The organism is Enterococcus sp. AZ067 (genome assembly GCF_051715005.1).
GTDB classification, from domain to species: domain Bacteria; phylum Bacillota; class Bacilli; order Lactobacillales; family Enterococcaceae; genus Enterococcus_D; species Enterococcus_D casseliflavus.
In genome coordinates this window covers 3,434,308-3,450,000 of the sequence record NZ_JBIOSY010000001.1, presented here as the reverse complement: position 1 = coordinate 3,450,000, position 15,693 = coordinate 3,434,308, and the positions used below count along the sequence as shown (strand labels likewise).

At 46.6% G+C, this 15,693-nt stretch carries 11 protein-coding genes, 25 tRNA genes, 1 rRNA gene, 1 riboswitch and 1 other annotated feature (1 of these 39 only partly in view); of the genes, 32 read left to right on the top strand and 5 right to left on the bottom strand.

Annotated features, from left to right (window positions below; all coding sequences use genetic code 11):
* The 29 genes from rrf to IGI82_RS16275 all read left to right on the top strand — a co-directional run.
* Positions 1–90 (top strand): 5S ribosomal RNA (gene rrf, locus IGI82_RS16415); it begins 26 nt to the left of the window's first position.
* A 16-nt stretch (positions 91–106) separates the two neighbouring features.
* Positions 107–179: transfer RNA gene (locus IGI82_RS16410), tRNA-Val, on the top strand.
* Between the two features lie 3 nt (positions 180–182).
* Positions 183–255: transfer RNA gene (locus IGI82_RS16405), tRNA-Lys, on the top strand.
* A gap of 14 nt (positions 256–269) precedes the next feature.
* Positions 270–351 (top strand) — tRNA-Leu (locus IGI82_RS16400).
* Between the two features lie 7 nt (positions 352–358).
* Positions 359–431, top strand: a tRNA-Thr gene (locus IGI82_RS16395).
* Between the two features lie 10 nt (positions 432–441).
* A tRNA-Gly gene (locus tag IGI82_RS16390) sits at positions 442–513 on the top strand.
* Positions 514–531: 18 nt separating this feature from the next.
* Positions 532–617: transfer RNA gene (locus tag IGI82_RS16385), tRNA-Leu, on the top strand.
* Between the two features lie 11 nt (positions 618–628).
* A tRNA-Arg gene (locus IGI82_RS16380) sits at positions 629–702 on the top strand.
* 11 nt (positions 703–713) lie between these two features.
* A tRNA-Pro gene (locus IGI82_RS16375) sits at positions 714–787 on the top strand.
* 13 nt (positions 788–800) lie between these two features.
* A tRNA-Ala gene (locus tag IGI82_RS16370) sits at positions 801–873 on the top strand.
* Between the two features lie 28 nt (positions 874–901).
* Positions 902–975 (top strand) — tRNA-Met (locus tag IGI82_RS16365).
* Positions 976–988: 13 nt separating this feature from the next.
* Positions 989–1,062, top strand: a tRNA-Ile gene (locus tag IGI82_RS16360).
* 26 nt (positions 1,063–1,088) lie between these two features.
* Positions 1,089–1,178, top strand: a tRNA-Ser gene (locus IGI82_RS16355).
* A 66-nt stretch (positions 1,179–1,244) separates the two neighbouring features.
* Positions 1,245–1,318: transfer RNA gene (locus IGI82_RS16350), tRNA-Met, on the top strand.
* Positions 1,319–1,356: 38 nt separating this feature from the next.
* Positions 1,357–1,433 (top strand) — tRNA-Asp (locus IGI82_RS16345).
* A 1-nt stretch (position 1,434) separates the two neighbouring features.
* Positions 1,435–1,505 (top strand) — tRNA-Gly (locus tag IGI82_RS16340).
* A gap of 17 nt (positions 1,506–1,522) precedes the next feature.
* Positions 1,523–1,596 (top strand) — tRNA-Ile (locus IGI82_RS16335).
* 21 nt (positions 1,597–1,617) lie between these two features.
* Positions 1,618–1,705, top strand: a tRNA-Ser gene (locus IGI82_RS16330).
* 9 nt (positions 1,706–1,714) lie between these two features.
* Positions 1,715–1,786 (top strand) — tRNA-Glu (locus IGI82_RS16325).
* Positions 1,787–1,798: 12 nt separating this feature from the next.
* Positions 1,799–1,888 (top strand) — tRNA-Ser (locus tag IGI82_RS16320).
* A gap of 66 nt (positions 1,889–1,954) precedes the next feature.
* A tRNA-Met gene (locus tag IGI82_RS16315) sits at positions 1,955–2,028 on the top strand.
* Positions 2,029–2,067: 39 nt separating this feature from the next.
* Positions 2,068–2,141 (top strand) — tRNA-Asp (locus tag IGI82_RS16310).
* Positions 2,142–2,149: 8 nt separating this feature from the next.
* Positions 2,150–2,222 (top strand) — tRNA-Phe (locus tag IGI82_RS16305).
* 7 nt (positions 2,223–2,229) lie between these two features.
* Positions 2,230–2,300, top strand: a tRNA-Gly gene (locus IGI82_RS16300).
* Between the two features lie 16 nt (positions 2,301–2,316).
* Positions 2,317–2,390 (top strand) — tRNA-Ile (locus IGI82_RS16295).
* Positions 2,391–2,405: 15 nt separating this feature from the next.
* A tRNA-Glu gene (locus IGI82_RS16290) sits at positions 2,406–2,477 on the top strand.
* A gap of 91 nt (positions 2,478–2,568) precedes the next feature.
* A riboswitch (SMK box riboswitch) is annotated at positions 2,569–2,650 on the top strand.
* Entirely contained in the window at positions 2,648–3,832 is a 1,185-nt protein-coding gene (gene metK, locus IGI82_RS16285) for a methionine adenosyltransferase (protein ID WP_115232893.1), read from the top strand. Its footprint overlaps the riboswitch before it by 3 nt.
* A gap of 66 nt (positions 3,833–3,898) precedes the next feature.
* Positions 3,899–5,356, top strand: coding sequence for an MDR family MFS transporter (locus IGI82_RS16280; protein ID WP_016609940.1), 1,458 nt, complete (start codon positions 3,899–3,901; stop codon positions 5,354–5,356).
* 22 nt (positions 5,357–5,378) lie between these two features.
* Positions 5,379–6,158, top strand: coding sequence for an alpha/beta hydrolase (locus IGI82_RS16275; RefSeq protein ID WP_142964463.1), 780 nt, complete (start codon positions 5,379–5,381; stop codon positions 6,156–6,158).
* Positions 6,159–6,182: 24 nt separating this feature from the next.
* Here IGI82_RS16275 and IGI82_RS16270 read toward each other — a convergent pair whose 3' ends face one another.
* The 3 genes from IGI82_RS16270 to IGI82_RS16260 are packed head-to-tail and all read right to left on the bottom strand — an operon-like array spanning position 6,183 to position 8,384.
* Entirely contained in the window at positions 6,183–6,761 is a 579-nt protein-coding gene (locus IGI82_RS16270) for a class I SAM-dependent methyltransferase (RefSeq protein WP_438842506.1), read from the bottom strand.
* Entirely contained in the window at positions 6,736–7,719 is a 984-nt protein-coding gene (locus IGI82_RS16265; protein ID WP_010749006.1) for a TIGR01212 family radical SAM protein, read from the bottom strand. Before IGI82_RS16265 ends, IGI82_RS16270 begins: the two co-directional genes overlap by 26 nt.
* 14 nt (positions 7,720–7,733) lie before the next feature.
* Positions 7,734–8,384 carry a phosphatase PAP2 family protein gene (locus IGI82_RS16260; protein ID WP_015510495.1) on the bottom strand — a complete coding sequence of 217 codons (651 nt, stop codon included), beginning with the start codon at positions 8,382–8,384 and terminating at the stop codon, positions 7,734–7,736.
* A gap of 300 nt (positions 8,385–8,684) precedes the next feature.
* Between IGI82_RS16260 and IGI82_RS16255 the strand changes: the two genes are divergently transcribed.
* Positions 8,685–10,385: a LysM peptidoglycan-binding domain-containing protein gene (locus IGI82_RS16255; RefSeq protein ID WP_115232890.1), complete on the top strand. Its 1,701-nt coding sequence runs from the start codon at positions 8,685–8,687 to the stop codon at positions 10,383–10,385.
* Positions 10,386–10,427: 42 nt separating this feature from the next.
* Positions 10,428–10,647: a binding site (T-box leader), on the top strand.
* A gap of 86 nt (positions 10,648–10,733) precedes the next feature.
* Positions 10,734–13,148, top strand: coding sequence for a leucine--tRNA ligase (leuS, locus tag IGI82_RS16250; protein ID WP_115232889.1), 2,415 nt, complete (start codon positions 10,734–10,736; stop codon positions 13,146–13,148).
* Positions 13,149–13,254: 106 nt separating this feature from the next.
* Here leuS and IGI82_RS16245 read toward each other — a convergent pair whose 3' ends face one another.
* The gene (locus IGI82_RS16245) at positions 13,255–13,485 is read right to left on the bottom strand and encodes a hypothetical protein (RefSeq protein WP_005233376.1); all 231 of its coding nucleotides are present in this window, start codon (positions 13,483–13,485) and stop codon (positions 13,255–13,257) included.
* A gap of 220 nt (positions 13,486–13,705) precedes the next feature.
* Here IGI82_RS16245 and IGI82_RS16240 point away from each other — a divergent pair, with 220 nt between their 5' ends.
* Positions 13,706–14,005 (top strand): DUF5960 family protein, encoded by a 300-nt coding sequence (locus IGI82_RS16240; protein WP_005227682.1) that lies wholly within the window; start codon positions 13,706–13,708, stop codon positions 14,003–14,005.
* Between the two features lie 71 nt (positions 14,006–14,076).
* Here IGI82_RS16240 and murE read toward each other — a convergent pair whose 3' ends face one another.
* A complete protein-coding gene (gene murE / locus IGI82_RS16235; protein ID WP_015510493.1) occupies positions 14,077–15,597 on the bottom strand; it encodes a UDP-N-acetylmuramyl-tripeptide synthetase in 1,521 nt (506 codons plus the stop codon).
* Positions 15,598–15,693: the final 96 nt, after the last annotated feature.

Sequence of the window (15,693 nt, the reverse complement as noted above, 5' to 3'; positions counted from 1 at the left end):
ACCTGTAACCATGCCGAACACAGAAGTTAAGCTTCTTAGCGCCGATTGTAGTGAAGGGTTTCCCTTTGTGAGAGTAGGACGTCGCCACGCGTTTTTTTTACCTTATGGGGGTTTAGCTCAGCTGGGAGAGCATCTGCCTTACAAGCAGAGGGTCAGCGGTTCGATCCCGTTAACCCCCATATGAGTCGTTAGCTCAGTTGGTAGAGCATCTGACTTTTAATCAGAGGGTCACAGGTTCGAGCCCTGTACGACTCATAGTAATAACCTATGCGGGTGTGGCGGAATTGGCAGACGCACTAGATTTAGGATCTAGCGCCTTCGGGCGTGGGGGTTCAAGTCCCTTCACCCGCACTTCATTGCCGGCTTAGCTCAGTTGGTAGAGCATCTGATTTGTAATCAGAGGGTCGAGGGTTCAAGTCCTTTAGCCGGCATCAGGAATATGCGGAAATAGCTCAGTGGTAGAGCACCACCTTGCCAAGGTGGGGGTCGCGGGTTCGAACCCCGTTTTCCGCTTTGCCTTAGCAATTTTCAGCCGGGGTGGCGGAACTGGCAGACGCACAGGACTTAAAATCCTGCGGTGAGTGATCACCGTACCGGTTCGATTCCGGTCCTCGGCATTTCATAATATGCGCCCATAGCTCAATTGGATAGAGTGTTTGACTACGGATCAAAAGGTTAGGGGTTCGACTCCTCTTGGGCGCGCTTTTTAATAACGGGAAGTAGCTCAGCTTGGTAGAGCACTTGGTTTGGGACCAAGGGGTCGCAGGTTCGAATCCTGTCTTCCCGATACTTTTTCAAAAGGGGCCTTAGCTCAGCTGGGAGAGCGCCTGCTTTGCACGCAGGAGGTCAGCGGTTCGATCCCGCTAGGCTCCATATCATTTGAATAAATGATTCTTTTTTACGCGGTGTAGCTCAGCTGGCTAGAGCGTCCGGTTCATACCCGGGAGGTCGGGGGTTCGATCCCCTCCGCCGCGATTTTTAAGAGCCTGGACCTTTAGCTCAGTTGGTTAGAGCAGACGGCTCATAACCGTCCGGTCGTAGGTTCGAGTCCTACAAGGTCCATTGTGGCATTGTATCTGTTTTATTATGGAGGATTACCCAAGTCCGGCTGAAGGGAACGGTCTTGAAAACCGTCAGGCGGGTAAAACCGTGCAAGGGTTCGAATCCCTTATCCTCCTTAACTGTCTCTTTTGTTGCGAGCAAAAGAATCACAGTCCTTTAATTACTGTAAAGTAATTACTTATCGCGGGATGGAGCAGTCTGGTAGCTCGTCGGGCTCATAACCCGAAGGTCGTAGGTTCAAATCCTGCTCCCGCAATTGCTTTTGTTTTCAAAAGCGCAATAAAAGCTAAATATGGTTTGGTAGTTCAGTTGGTTAGAATGCCTGCCTGTCACGCAGGAGGTCGCGGGTTCGAGTCCCGTCCAGACCGCCATGCGGGTGTAGTTTAGTGGTAAAACCACAGCCTTCCAAGCTGTTGTCGCGAGTTCGATTCTCGTCACCCGCTTTAGCTTTTATTTTTTGGGGCCTATAGCTCAGCTGGTTAGAGCGCACGCCTGATAAGCGTGAGGTCGATGGTTCGAGTCCATTTAGGCCCATCAAAATGTAGTCATACATTTGGGGAAGTACTCAAGTGGCTGAAGAGGCGCCCCTGCTAAGGGTGTAGGTCGGGAAACCGGCGCGAGGGTTCAAATCCCTCCTTCTCCGTTTTTTATTGGTCCGTTGGTCAAGTGGTTAAGACACCGCCCTTTCACGGCGGTAACACGGGTTCGAATCCCGTACGGATCATTTTTTACTTTTGGAGGATTACCCAAGTCCGGCTGAAGGGAACGGTCTTGAAAACCGTCAGGCGGGTAAAACCGTGCAAGGGTTCGAATCCCTTATCCTCCTTAACTGTCTCTTTTGTTGCGAGCAAAAGAATCACAGTCCTTTAATTACTGTAAAGTAATTACTTATCGCGGGATGGAGCAGTCTGGTAGCTCGTCGGGCTCATAACCCGAAGGTCGTAGGTTCAAATCCTGCTCCCGCAATTGCTTTGTTTAACGGCAAAGCAGCAATACAAAGCTTCTGGTTTGGTAGTTCAGTTGGTTAGAATGCCTGCCTGTCACGCAGGAGGTCGCGGGTTCGAGTCCCGTCCAGACCGTTGTTTTTGGCTCGGTAGCTCAGTTGGTAGAGCAATGGATTGAAGCTCCATGTGTCGGCAGTTCGATTCTGTCCCGCGCCATAGGAATGCGGGTGTAGTTTAGTGGTAAAACTACAGCCTTCCAAGCTGTTGTCGCGAGTTCGATTCTCGTCACCCGCTTTGCATTTTTTATTTGGGGCCTATAGCTCAGCTGGTTAGAGCGCACGCCTGATAAGCGTGAGGTCGATGGTTCGAGTCCATTTAGGCCCATTACATTTTTAAACTGGTCCGTTGGTCAAGCGGTTAAGACACCGCCCTTTCACGGCGGTAACACGGGTTCGAATCCCGTACGGATCATGCAAACACTCTTGAGAGTGTTTTTTTATTGCCCAAAAACGATCTTTTTATCATTTTCTCAAGCATGAGTAGTCAAAATTTGTTATAATCAGTCCGTTGCAAGTTCCCGAAAGGATTCGCAGCTGCGAAGATGCCTTGTAACCGAAACATATATTAGGGGGAATACAAAAATGACAGAGAAACACTTATTTACATCAGAGTCCGTTTCAGAAGGACACCCAGACAAAGTAGCCGACCAAATCAGTGATGCCATCTTAGATGCGTTGCTTGCCGAAGATCCAATGGCACGGGTCGCTTGCGAAACGTCAGTTACTACCGGATTGGTTTTAGTCTTTGGAGAAATTTCTACTTCTGCTTATGTAGATATCCAAAAAGTCGTCCGAGAAACCATCAAAGAAATCGGCTATACACGAGCAAAATTCGGCTTTGACGGCGATACGGTTGCTGTTTTGGTAGCGATCGATGAGCAATCACCAGATATCGCTCAAGGCGTTGACGATGCTTTAGAAAGTCGTGGAGAAACGGATAAAGAAGATATCGGTGCCGGCGACCAAGGCTTGATGTTTGGTTTTGCTGTTGATGAAACACCTGAATTGATGCCTTTACCGATCGCCTTGAGCCATCGGCTGGTACGTCGCTTAGCAGAGTTGCGTAAAAACAACGAACTAAGCTACTTGCGTCCAGATGCAAAATCACAAGTAACCGTTGAATATGATGATAACGATCAACCACAAAGAGTGGACACCGTCGTTATTAGTACCCAGCATGATGATGCGGCTGATAATGAAACGATCCACCGTGATGTCATCGAAAAAGTGATCAAAGAAGTGATCCCTGCCGATCTTTTAGACGAGCAGACAAAATATTATATCAATCCTACTGGTCGTTTTGTGATCGGCGGTCCTCAAGGGGATGCCGGTTTGACTGGCAGAAAAATCATCGTTGATACTTATGGCGGCTATGCACGTCATGGCGGCGGTGCGTTTTCTGGAAAAGATGCAACCAAAGTTGACCGTTCAGCCAGCTATGCGGCTCGCTACATTGCCAAAAACATCGTAGCAGCAAAGCTAGCCAAAAAAGTGGAAGTACAATTAGCCTATGCGATCGGTGTGGCACAGCCCGTTTCGATCAGCATCAACACTTTTGGTACAGGAACCGTCAGCAACGAGCGCTTGATCCAAGCGGTACGGGAAAACTTTGATTTGCGACCAGCAGGAATTATTGAAATGTTAGATTTGCGCCGTCCGATTTATCGTCAGACTGCCGCTTACGGACATTTCGGTCGTACAGATATCGATTTGCCATGGGAACGCACCGACAAGGTGTCGGCACTTTTGGCAAGTGTGAAGGATTAAAAGAGGCGACCTCTATTGATGACTATCAATAGAGGTTCTTTTTTTTGGAGTAAAAGGAGGAGTTATATGCGAACCAATGTAAAATTAGTCACCATTGCGGTCTTTGTCGCAACGTTTATGACCGCAATCGAAGGAACGATCATTACGACAGCGATGCCTACCATCGTCAGTTCATTGAAAGGGATCGAGATCATGAACTGGGTCTTCTCGATCTATCTTTTGACCAGTGCGATGTTGACCCCGATCTACGGCAAGTTTGCCGATAATATCGGCCGCAAACCAGTCTTTTTATTTGGGACGTTGCTGTTTATTATCGGGTCGGCGTTTTGTGGGATGGCCAACACGATGTTGACGTTGATCATTGCCAGAGCGTTGCAAGGATTAGGCGCAGGGGCCATGATGCCCGTTGCCCTAACGATCATTGCGGACCTGTATCCCGTTGAAAAGCGGGCGAAAGTCTTAGGGCTCAATAGTACGGCTTGGGGGATCGCCAGTGTCGTTGGTCCCTTAGCCGGTGGCTTGATCGTAGATACGATCGGGTGGCATTGGATCTTTTTTATCAACGTACCCATTGGATTAGGGCTGATTGCCTTGATTTGGTTTTATTTTCATGAAGAAAAAAAGGCCTTTGCTGCAGTCAACATTGATTATGCAGGCAGTCTCTTGTTGATGTTGACGCTAGTAGGGCTCCTGCTAGGCTTCCAGTTGCTGGGAGATTATGGTGTGAGTCTGCCTGTCCTCAGTCTGTTCGTTTTTTCTGTCCTTATGTTCATCGGCTTCGTTCGGGTGGAGAAAAAAGCAGCAGATCCGATTATTGATCTGAAGCTGTTTCATTCAAAATTATTTGTGGTGGTCAATATCGTAGCAGCTTTGGCTAGCGGCTTCTTGATGGGGATCGATGTTTATATCCCAATGTGGATGCAAGGGGTCTTAGGCATGAGTGCGGGGATTGGCGGGCTTGTGTTGGCACCGTTATCGATTTTATGGATGATTGGTTCCTTCTTAGCCAGCCGTTGGTTGACACAGCACAGTGTCAGCTGGGTCTTGACGGTTAGCTTGTTGATCACGGCTACCGGTGCTTTGTGGCTGTTTTTGACACCGGCACAGACCTCATTCTGGTTGTTCTTGGTCATTTCTTCTATTACTGGCGTCGGGTTAGGGGCAACGATGGTGGTTTGTACGGTTACTGCCCAAACCAGCGTTGGCCCCACACAAGTCGGCGTGGCGACTTCTTTCAATACTCTGTTGCGAACGATCGGGCAAACCATCATGGTAGCGGTCTTCGGTATCGTTTTAAACACCAGTAATAGCGTAGGCTTAGCACAGGCACAAGTCAATGATAGCAGTGTCATGAATCAGCTAGTAGATCCAGCCGCTGCGCGCCAGCTGCCAACCGCATTATTAGGGCAATTACGGGAGATTCTTTATAGCGGTCTACACTGGGTTTTTGGGATCGGTGTTTTACTTATTGTGCTAGCGATTGGTTTGACCCGCACGATTTCGCGAGAATCTGGTACAATATAAAAAAAGGATCGCAGGTGATTGTATGGCTTTTTTACAAGCAAATATCTATTCAAATGTTCTTGAAATGGAGGTAATGATCGATGTGATCTTGCCTCAAAGTACCAAGAAAAAAATCGGCACGCAAAGCCAATCAACGGGCATAGATCTCCCGGTGCTTTATTTATTGCATGGGATGAACGGAAATCATAGTGTCTGGCAGCGACGGACGTCGATCGAGCGGTATGCCGCAGAGTATCAACTAGCGGTCATCATGCCGTCTACTGATCTGGGGTGGTATACCGATACGACCTATGAGATGAAGTATTGGACTTTTATCGCCGAAGAATTACCACAGATTTGCCATGAGCTGTTTCCTCAGCTGACGCAAAAACGAGAAAAAACTTTTGCGGCTGGGCTTTCTATGGGGGGCTATGGGGCAGTAAAACTCGGGCTGAGAAAGCCTGACCAGTTTGCGGCGGTAGCGTCTTTGTCTGGGGCATTAGCGCTGGCTGAAAGCATGGATTCCTTGCTGCAGCTGCGAAGCCAAGCTTATTGGGAAGGAATTTTTGGACCATTAGAGCAATTCAAAGGGTCAGAAAATGATTTGATCCATCTGATTGAGACCATCGATCCAAGCACAGCGCCGCGCTTTTTTATTAGCTGCGGAACCGAGGATCAGCTGTATCCGGCAAGTGAATATGCGGTGGATAAGCTGCAAAAACGCAAACTAGCCGTAACGTTTGAATCGGGAACTGGGGATCATGATTGGAATTTCTGGGATCAATGGATCCAACGAGTCCTGCAATGGCTTTTTAGTGAATAAAAAAACCATCAGTCGATCGACACCTTAACGTGCCGAGGACTGATGGTTTTTTCGTTCGATACAAAATAAGATCGGCGGTTGGTTGCGCTGATTGATAAATTGATAGGAAAGGACATTGAATGCCTCTTGCGGCAGCTGCTGACAAAAGGAGTGTACTTCTTTCAGCTCTGCTTCGCCGCCAGTGTGTCCATAATAGCAGACGAGGATGATTCTACCTTTCGGGGCTAAACGTGTCAGTAAAGCTTCTAAAGCCGTTTTCGTTGTATCAGGCAGCGTGATGATCGCTTTGTCCCCTTTCGGCAAGTAGCCTAAATTGAAAATGGCGGCGTGAACCGGACCACTCACAACCTCTGCCAACGTCTCATGGCCTTGATGGATCAGCTGGACTTGCGCCAACAGCTCTTTTTCAGCCAACCGCTTTTTGGTAGCTTGCAGGGCTTGTTCTTGAATATCAAACGCAAACACCTGACCAGTTGGGCCAACTAAGGAAGCCAGTAATTCCGTGTCGAAGCCGTTGCCCATCGTGGCATCAACGGCGGTTTGTCCCGGTTGTAGAACTTCTTTTAAAAGGGTGTGGCTATAGCGCATGGCGGTCGGCAGCATTGACAGGCTCCTTTCGCACGTTGAATTTTCCTTGATAGGAGTTGCGGCGCAGCATTTCTTGATCGATCTCATTCAAGACTTCCCATTTTTTCAAACTCCACATTGGACCTACCAGAGAATCCCATGGTGCATCGCCTGTCAAGCGATGAATGATGATCTCTGGGGGGATCATTTCTAACTGATCGCAGATCAATGACACATAGGTATCGCGCCGCATCAATTGCAAACGTCCTTCATGATAATCCCGCAGCATCCGAGTATTGCGCATCAAATGCAGCAGGTGCAGTTTGATGCCTTGGATATCAGAATCTTGAATGGTGCGGCGGACATTTTCTTGCATCATCTCGATCGTCTCGCCTGGCAGGCCATTGATCAAATGGGTACAGACACGAATATTGTGTTTGCGCAGGCTGGCGACGCCGTCTAAGTAAGTTTGATAATCATGGGCGCGGTTGATGGCATTGCTCGTGGTTTCAAACGTCGTTTGCAGTCCTAATTCGACCCATAAATAAAAGCGTTGATTGAGCTCTGCTAGATAGTCAACGACATCTTCTGGTAAGCAGTCTGGTCGGGTCCCGATGGAGATTCCAACAACACCAGGAAGTGTCAACACTTGCTCGAAGCGTTCGCGGATCACTGCCACCGGTGCGTGGGTGTTCGTAAAGTTTTGAAAATAGACAATGTATTTGTCCACTTGCGGCCACTTTTTGTGCATCATGGCGATCTCTTTTTCAAACTGCTCTGGCAGTGGGGCTTCAGGAGCTACGATCATATCGCCAGAACCGGACACACTGCAAAATGTACAGCCGCCTTTGGCAACGGTGCCGTCACGATTGGGGCAGTCGAAGCCCGCATCGATGGGGACTTTAAAGATTTTTTCGCCAAATTCTTGCCGCAAAGCAAAGTTCCACGAATGGTATCGTTTGTTTTTATCTTCTGCATAAGGAAATGGATTCATTTTTTTACCTTCTTTTATAATTGTTTACGCGTGAAGCGCCAGACAAAGCGTTTTTGCAAGTAGTACGGATAGGTCAACAGCAGCCAAGACAGGCCAACACAAAAACCGCCTAACACATCACTGGGGAAATGCACACCAACATAAATACGGCTGATGCCGATGCAGCCAATCAAAAGGCCCAGCAAAAGGCGGATGCCCCATTGCCAAAAAGGCTGCTTGAAGAAAACTGGGACCAAGAAGAGCAAGGTTCCATAAAAAATCATACTGCCCGTCGAGTGTCCACTGGGGAAACTGAAACTTGATTCCGTGACTAAGTGTTCAAGAGTTGGGCGCTCCCGTAAAAAGACCAGTTTGATCAATGGATTAAAGAGCCCAGCAATCCCGATGGTACCAATACTGAGCCATAGAGCTTCAGCATAATACTTGTTGATCACTAAGACAGCTAAAACAGCGAGAAAGAGCAAGATGATCGTGGTAGGATTCGCAAATTTTGTGACCCATAGAAAAAACGGTGTCCAAAACGGGTAGCCGCTGCGGATGATGCGAGTCAAGGTTTCGTCAAAGGAGACCAACCAAGTAGGGTAAAATTTCACGACATAGCCGAGAAAAACGAACAGCAGTAAAAAGCAACTGCCCGCAAATTGAAAATAAAGTTTTTTATGCATGGATAAGCCTCGTTTCTAGAGAATTTCTGTCAATTATTGTCATTAAGTCAAAGAGACATCTAGAAGGTATTATAGCATTTATCACAAGTCGGAAAAAGCAGGGAACGAGCAAGGGGTTACTCGTCTGAGCAAGCGATACGTTTATCGGGAGCAGGCCAATTGCTTCATTGCAATAAATGTTCGTTTGATTACAAAGAGTTTACAGTTTCTGAAATCGGCTCAAATACCTTTTATAAATTCTTAAGAAATTGTATACTAAACCTACGTTCACTATAAGGAAAAAACGGAGGAATAACGGACATGAACACGAGTCAATCAAGAAAAGTACATCGTCAAGCAGACCAATCGGGCGATAAGTATCGAGTGATCAAAAAAAGTGCAGTTGTTTTAGGAACAACACTGACTGCTTGCTCTGTTGTAGCTCCATTGGTGTCATCGGTTCAAGCAGAAGCCGTAGAGACCTCGATCGCCCAAGTTTCTACTAGCAATTTTGCCGCGCCGAATACTTCCGCGTTTATTGCTGAAATCGCTACGTACGCCCAACCTGTGGCAAACGCCAACGATCTATATGCTTCTGTGATGATCGCGCAAGCCATTTTAGAAAGTGGTTGGGGCCGAAGCAGCTTATCAAAAGCACCGAATTACAATCTTTTCGGAATCAAAGGCAGCTATAACGGTCAAACCGTTTATATGAGTACCTTAGAATATTTGAACAACCAATGGTTGACTATGAATGAACCCTTTAAGCGTTACCCATCTTACACGCAATCATTTGAAGATAACGCACGTACTTTACGCTCAACTTCTTTACAAAGCGGTGTCGCGTATTATTCTGGCGCTTGGAAAAGCAATACGACTTCATATCTTGATGCAACCGCATGGCTAGCAGGCCGTTATGCGACTGCACCAAACTATGCCTCTTCACTGAATGCCGTGATCCAGCAATTTGGGTTGACGAAATATGACACGCCAGCTTCTGGCAATGCCGGTGGTGGCGCCACAGCTAGCGCATCAACCAATACTACGACTACAACGGCGGCTGTCAGCACGAGCGGCAGTCAAACGTATACAGTCGCTTCGGGCGACTCTGTATGGTCGATCGCCAACAAACATGGCATCTCCATGGATCAGCTGCGCAGTTTGAACAACATCAAAAATGATTTTGTTTATCCAGGGCAAACGTTGAAAGTTAACGGCAGCACCCAAAGTACTTCGGCAACTTCAACGGTATCGATCGTCAATCGCAATGCTTCAGCAACTACATCAGGTAATACCTACACCGTAGTTTCTGGCGATTCAGTCTGGTCGATCGCCAATAAACATGGGATCTCAATGGATCAATTCCGCAGTTTGAACAATATCAAAAATGACTTTGTCTACCCAGGACAAAAAGTTGTCGTCAGCGGTGGTTCGTCTACGAATACCAGCAGTACCACGACCGTCAGCACAGCATCAACGGCTAGCCAAAGCAGTGGCGGTACCTATACAGTGGCAGCGGGTGATTCAGTCTGGTCGATCGCCAACAAACATGGAATCTCAATGGATCAATTTCGCAGTTTGAACAATATCAAAAATGATTTTGTCTACCCAGGACAAAAAGTTGTCGTCAGTGGTAGTTCCGCAACGAGTACAAGTACAACAACGAGCACGACCGTCAGCAGCCAAACCAGCAGCAGTGCTGCAGGCAACACCTATACGGTGGCAGCGGGTGATTCAGTCTGGTCAGTTGCCAATAAACACGGGATTTCGATGGACCAATTCCGCAACTGGAACAACATCAAAAATGATTTTATCTATCCAGGACAAAAGGTGGTCGTCAAGCAAGGCGGCACGGCAGCTACTACCAGCACTTCAGCGAAAAATGGTACGTACAAGGTCGCATCGGGGGATTCCGTTTGGGGGATCGCAGATAAGTTTGGCATCACGACGGATCAATTTATTCAATGGAACAATATTCAAAATAACTTTATTTACCCAGGACAAACAGTTAGGGTAAAATAGATTGCTATTCCTAATGATTTTTGTTAGGATAAGTGCAAAGAAACTTTCACGTTTGAGAAGGAATAGTAGAAGTACGGTGGGACTTTTAGAGAGTGCATGGTTGGTGGAAATGCACAGCACACCTTTCGAACTCGTCTTCGAGTGATATCTGACTGAACCTGATTTGGCTAGGCAGATACGGCGATGGCCGTTAAAACATCGAGGTCTGCTTTTTTGAGGAGCAGATAAACTTAGGTGGTACCACGTTGATAACGTCCTATAAAAATCATAGCGATTTTTATAGGACTTTTTTTAAGTTTTGCTGGTTGATTTGACGAGCAAAACACCAATTTTTAGGAGGAGTCCATCGTGAATTACAATCACAAAGAAATCGAAAAAAAATGGCAAAAATATTGGGCAAAGAAAAATGAGTTCAACACCCATGATGAGCCGGACAAACCAAAATTTTATGCGCTAGATATGTTCCCATATCCATCCGGACAAGGATTACATGTCGGACATCCAGAAGGGTTTACGGCAACGGATATCTTGAGCCGCTTCAAACGCAGCCAAGGGTACAATGTGCTGCACCCAATGGGCTGGGATGCCTTTGGTCTGCCTGCCGAACAATATGCACTAGACACTGGAAATGATCCAGCGGAATTTACGAAGAAAAACATTGAGACCTTCCGCCGTCAAATCAATGCGCTAGGGTTCAGCTATGACTGGAATCGCGAGGTCAATACGACAGACCCTGAATACTACAAGTGGACCCAATGGATCTTTACCAAGCTTTATGAAAAAGGGTTAGCTTATGAAGCCGAAGTTCCGGTAAACTGGGTACCAGAGCTTGGGACCGTGATCGCCAATGAAGAAGTCATTGACGGCAAGAGCGAACGGGGCGGCTATGATGTGATCCGCAAACCGATGCGACAATGGATGCTAAAAATCACGGCGTATGCTGATCGTTTGTTGGACGATTTAGAAGAAGTTGATTGGCCAGAAAGCATCAAAGAAATGCAGCGCAATTGGATCGGACGTTCGGTCGGAGCCAACGTTACGTTTAAAGTGGCAGGGATGGAAAAAGACTTTACCGTCTTTACGACTCGCCCAGATACCTTGTTTGGTGCGACCTACGCCGTATTGGCGCCAGAACATGAGCTAGTGGCCCAAATCACTACACCAGAACAAAAAGCAGCCATTGATGCCTATGTAGAAGAAGCGTCGAAAAAATCTGATTTGAACCGAACAGATTTGGCCAAAGAAAAAACTGGTGTCTTCACTGGTGCCTATGCCATCAATCCCGTGAATGGCAAAGAGATCCCGATTTGGATCGCCGATTACGTTTTGGCTTCTTATGGAACAGGTGCGATCATGGCGGTTCCTGCCCATGACGAACGTGACCACGAATTTGCCAAAACATTTGGCTTAGAGATCATTCCTGTATTGGCAGGGGGCAACGTGGAAGAATCTGCCTATACCGAAGATGGACTGCATATCAATTCAGACTTTTTGGATGGGCTAGACAAAGAGACAGCCATTGAAAAAATGGTCGCATGGTTGGAAGAAAACCATGTTGGGAAAAAAGAAGTCAGCTATCGTCTTCGAGATTGGTTGTTCTCTCGCCAACGGTATTGGGGTGAACCAATCCCGATCATCCATTGGGAAGATGGTACGACCACAGCGCTTTCTGAAGATCAGCTGCCGTTGCGTTTGCCAAAAACCGACAATATCAAACCAAGCGGTACTGGGGAATCGCCATTAGCCAATGTCACGGATTGGGTCAATGTCACCGACCCTGAAACCGGGAAAAAAGGTCGTCGGGAAACCAATACGATGCCGCAATGGGCTGGAAGTTCATGGTATTTCTTGCGCTTTATCGATCCTCATAATAAGTCTGTTTTGGCAGACTATGATAAATTGAAGCGCTGGATGCCAGTCGATATTTATATCGGTGGCGCAGAGCACGCTGTCTTGCACTTGCTTTATGCTCGCTTCTGGCATAAATTCTTGTATGATATCGGTGTCGTGCCAACGAAAGAACCATTTGAAAAATTGTTCAACCAAGGGATGATCCTTGGGGAAAACAATGAAAAAATGTCAAAATCCCGCGGCAACGTCGTCAATCCAGATGATGTCATCAATCAATACGGTGCGGATACTTTGCGTCTATATGAAATGTTTATGGGACCATTGGATGCATCGATCGCTTGGAATGAGAATGGTCTTGAAGGCAGTCGTAAATTCTTGGATCGTGTGTGGCGCTTGATCGTCGATGAAAATGGCAAAATGCGTGACCGCATCACGACATTCAACGATGGCAAATTGTCGAAAGTTTACCATCAAACCGTTAAGAAAGTGACGGAAGATTTTGAGCAGCTGCATTTCAATACGGCGATTTCCCAATTGATGGTCTTCGTCAATGAAGCGTATAAAGCTGATGCCTTACCTTACGAGTATGTCGAAGGATTTGTGCAGCTATTGGCTCCAATCGCACCACATATCGGTGAAGAGCTCTGGTCGATCCTCGGAAATGACAATGGGATCTCTTATGTGCCTTGGCCAACCTATGACGAAAGTGCCCTAGTGGAAGATGAGATCGAAGTCGTCTTTCAAGTCAACGGCAAAGTTCGTGCCAAAGCAATGGTTCCAGCAGACGCAGAAAAAGCAGTGCTTGAACAATTGGCGCAAGAAAACGAACTTGTCCAAGAACAGCTCCAAGGAAAAACGATCCGCAAAGTGATCGTCGTACCGAATAAATTGGTCAATATCGTTGCAAACTAAACGCTAAAAAAGTAGCTGCCTAACAGGACAATGGTCTGTTAGGCAGCTTTTTGGTAGCGACAAAGAAAAAAAGTGTTACTGAGTGGTTCTCAGCAACACTTTTTTGTTATTTTTTGCGAATGATCCCATAGAACAAAGCGGCTGTTGCGACCAATGGAATCAAGATCACTAGTAGAAAGCCGTTTGGATACGTAGCGCGAGTGAAAATTTCTGATGAAGCATCACTTCCGCCAAATAGATGATTGGAAATCATGAACTGAGCCATCATAGCAACGATTGCGACAAAACCAATTGCAGCACCAGTACCGACGAATAATTTTTTCTTTGCGTTGTTCATTACATTTGCCCCTTTTATAGTCTCTATGTATCATTATACAAAATTTGGATGCGTGTTCAATCTGATTTTGTCAAATAATTGATTCGTAATACACTTGAAATGTTTCTGACATATTTAAGCACCAGAAGAGTAAAAATTCCCCTGTAGACCGATCATATTATTCGCTGATCCTCACGGACTCTCGTATAATAAAGTAAGAGAAAAGAAAGAGGGGACTTACATGGAGTATCAATCATTTGAAGGCCAGTCGGCTTTTTTTGAAGATTATGCACGGATTGCCAAACCTGGCTATGAGGAAGAGGCAGTCACTGCCGATGTCTTGGAACAGTTGAATCAACAATTAACAGAAGAAGAGCTGTTTTACCGTTTAGCAGCCGAAGATGCCAAAGAAGGGCAAGTCTTTTTGTTTCCTTTCAGCAAACGAATGTTTACCGAAGACCTTGACGCCGCCATTTCAACAGAATTCCGTTATGATGGCGCACCCTATGTCTATGAGACTTACGAAGACGAACAACCTTAGTCACGCAGAAAAAAAACTTTCAGATGATCTGTTAAATCATCTGAAAGTTTTTTTGTTGAGGCAACTTGTTGCTATTGGTGTTTGGCTTGCTGCTGCGCTAAGGTCAAGTCACCGATGTAAGGGACTTTTTTTCCAGCGACTTTCAAGTATTGTTCGGCGCCTTTGCCCGCAATAATCACGATATCCTTACTGTCTGCTTCAGCAATCGCTGATTTGACGGCTTGAGCCCGATCCATCTCATGAATGATGGCAACTTCAGGATTGGTGATCGCAGCTGCGATTTCTTTTGCGATCGCATCTGCTTCTTCAAAATCAGGATCATCGCTGGTCAGGTAGACTTTGTCCGCATATTCTCCTAGCGCTCGTCCCATATCTGCTCGGCGAGATTGGGCTTTGCCGCCAGCACTGCCAGTGACAAAAAGCAGGCGGCCTTCTGGACGCAATTGGCGGGCAAGTTCACTTAATGATTGGAAGCTAAGGTAATTGTGAGCATAGTCAACGATCATGACTGCACCATTTTCTTTTTCTAAAACGATCATTCGTCCAGGGATGATCACTGTCGGCAGGACTTTCTGAGCGTCTTCACGAGAGGCACCCGCTAAGCAGGCAGCTAAAATCGCAGCTGCAGCGTTCTCATGGTTGAAAGAACCTAAGATCCCCAGTTGATATTCACCAGAGACTTGCAAGACATCAGAAGCAGCTGACAGCGCAAAGCCTTTTAGATCTGTCCCTTCTTGGACGACATAATCGGCGTCTGAACGTCCGTAGGTAATATAAGGAACTTGATGGACTTCACAAGTTTCTCGCAGCAAGTGGTAGTGATCGCTTTGGCGATTTAAAATCATCTGTTTGCTGTTGCGGATCAGTTCCCGTTTGCAGTAAAGGTAATCGTCATAAGTTGGATGTTCCACTGGTCCAATGTGATCAGGCGAAATATTTAAGAACGCGCCAATATCAAAGGTAATACCGGCGACCCGTTTGGTTTTATAGGCTTGGGAAGAAACCTCCATCACAAGATGGGTCATGCCGTTTGCGACAGCCTCGGCCATCATCTTATAAAGATCCAGTGTTTCGGGGGTCGTCAACACTGCTTCATTAAAGGTTTTTCCGTCGACTGAGTTTTCCTCAGATGAAAAGAATGCTACTTTTTGACCCGTCGATTCTGCTAAAATCGCCCGAGCAAAATAGGCGCAGCTGGTTTTGCCTTTTGTTCCCGTGATGCCGATGGTCACCAGCTGTTCTTGAGGATGGCCATAAAACGCTTGAGCGATCACTGCCATCGTTTCTCGAATGTCGGTGACGATGATTCCATAAGTTGCAAAGTTGTCATAGGGCGTTTCTGAAATGTAGCACTGAATCCCTTGGTCAATGGCGGCAGCCAGGTAGCTTTCTTTAAAAGAAGCCCCTTTACAGAAAAAAAGCGTCGCCGCATCGGCTGTTCGCGAGTCGTAGCTTAATGAGGTAAAGGCAAGATCAGTCATTTCTTGCGGCACGGTATAAACCCAATCAGTGGGGGTGATGATTTCTTTCAATAGGTTTTCCTGCAATAAGAGCTTGCGGATCTGTGGCACGGTAATGAGTTCCTTTTGCATCGTTGTTCTCCTTCATTCCTCTAAAGATTTCTCTTATTATAGCATAACTCCTAAAAACCGCCGTTTGGGAGGGAAAAGTTTTCTTTTTTTTCTCCT

Excerpts from the sequence above, each read along its gene's own strand:
- IGI82_RS16255 (WP_115232890.1), top strand. The coding sequence starts at position 8,685 with ATGAACACGAGTCAATCAAGAAAAGTACATCGTCAAGCAGACCAATCG.
- IGI82_RS16260 (WP_015510495.1), bottom strand. The coding sequence starts at position 8,384 with ATGCATAAAAAACTTTATTTTCAATTTGCGGGCAGTTGCTTTTTACTG.
- IGI82_RS16240 (WP_005227682.1), top strand. The coding sequence starts at position 13,706 with ATGGAGTATCAATCATTTGAAGGCCAGTCGGCTTTTTTTGAAGATTAT.
- IGI82_RS16275 (WP_142964463.1), top strand. The coding sequence starts at position 5,379 with ATGGCTTTTTTACAAGCAAATATCTATTCAAATGTTCTTGAAATGGAG.
- IGI82_RS16270 (WP_438842506.1), bottom strand. The coding sequence starts at position 6,761 with ATGCTGCCGACCGCCATGCGCTATAGCCACACCCTTTTAAAAGAAGTT.
- murE (WP_015510493.1), bottom strand. The coding sequence starts at position 15,597 with ATGCAAAAGGAACTCATTACCGTGCCACAGATCCGCAAGCTCTTATTG.
- IGI82_RS16280 (WP_016609940.1), top strand. The coding sequence starts at position 3,899 with ATGCGAACCAATGTAAAATTAGTCACCATTGCGGTCTTTGTCGCAACG.
- IGI82_RS16265 (WP_010749006.1), bottom strand. The coding sequence starts at position 7,719 with ATGAATCCATTTCCTTATGCAGAAGATAAAAACAAACGATACCATTCG.
- IGI82_RS16245 (WP_005233376.1), bottom strand. The coding sequence starts at position 13,485 with ATGAACAACGCAAAGAAAAAATTATTCGTCGGTACTGGTGCTGCAATT.
- metK (WP_115232893.1), top strand. The coding sequence starts at position 2,648 with ATGACAGAGAAACACTTATTTACATCAGAGTCCGTTTCAGAAGGACAC.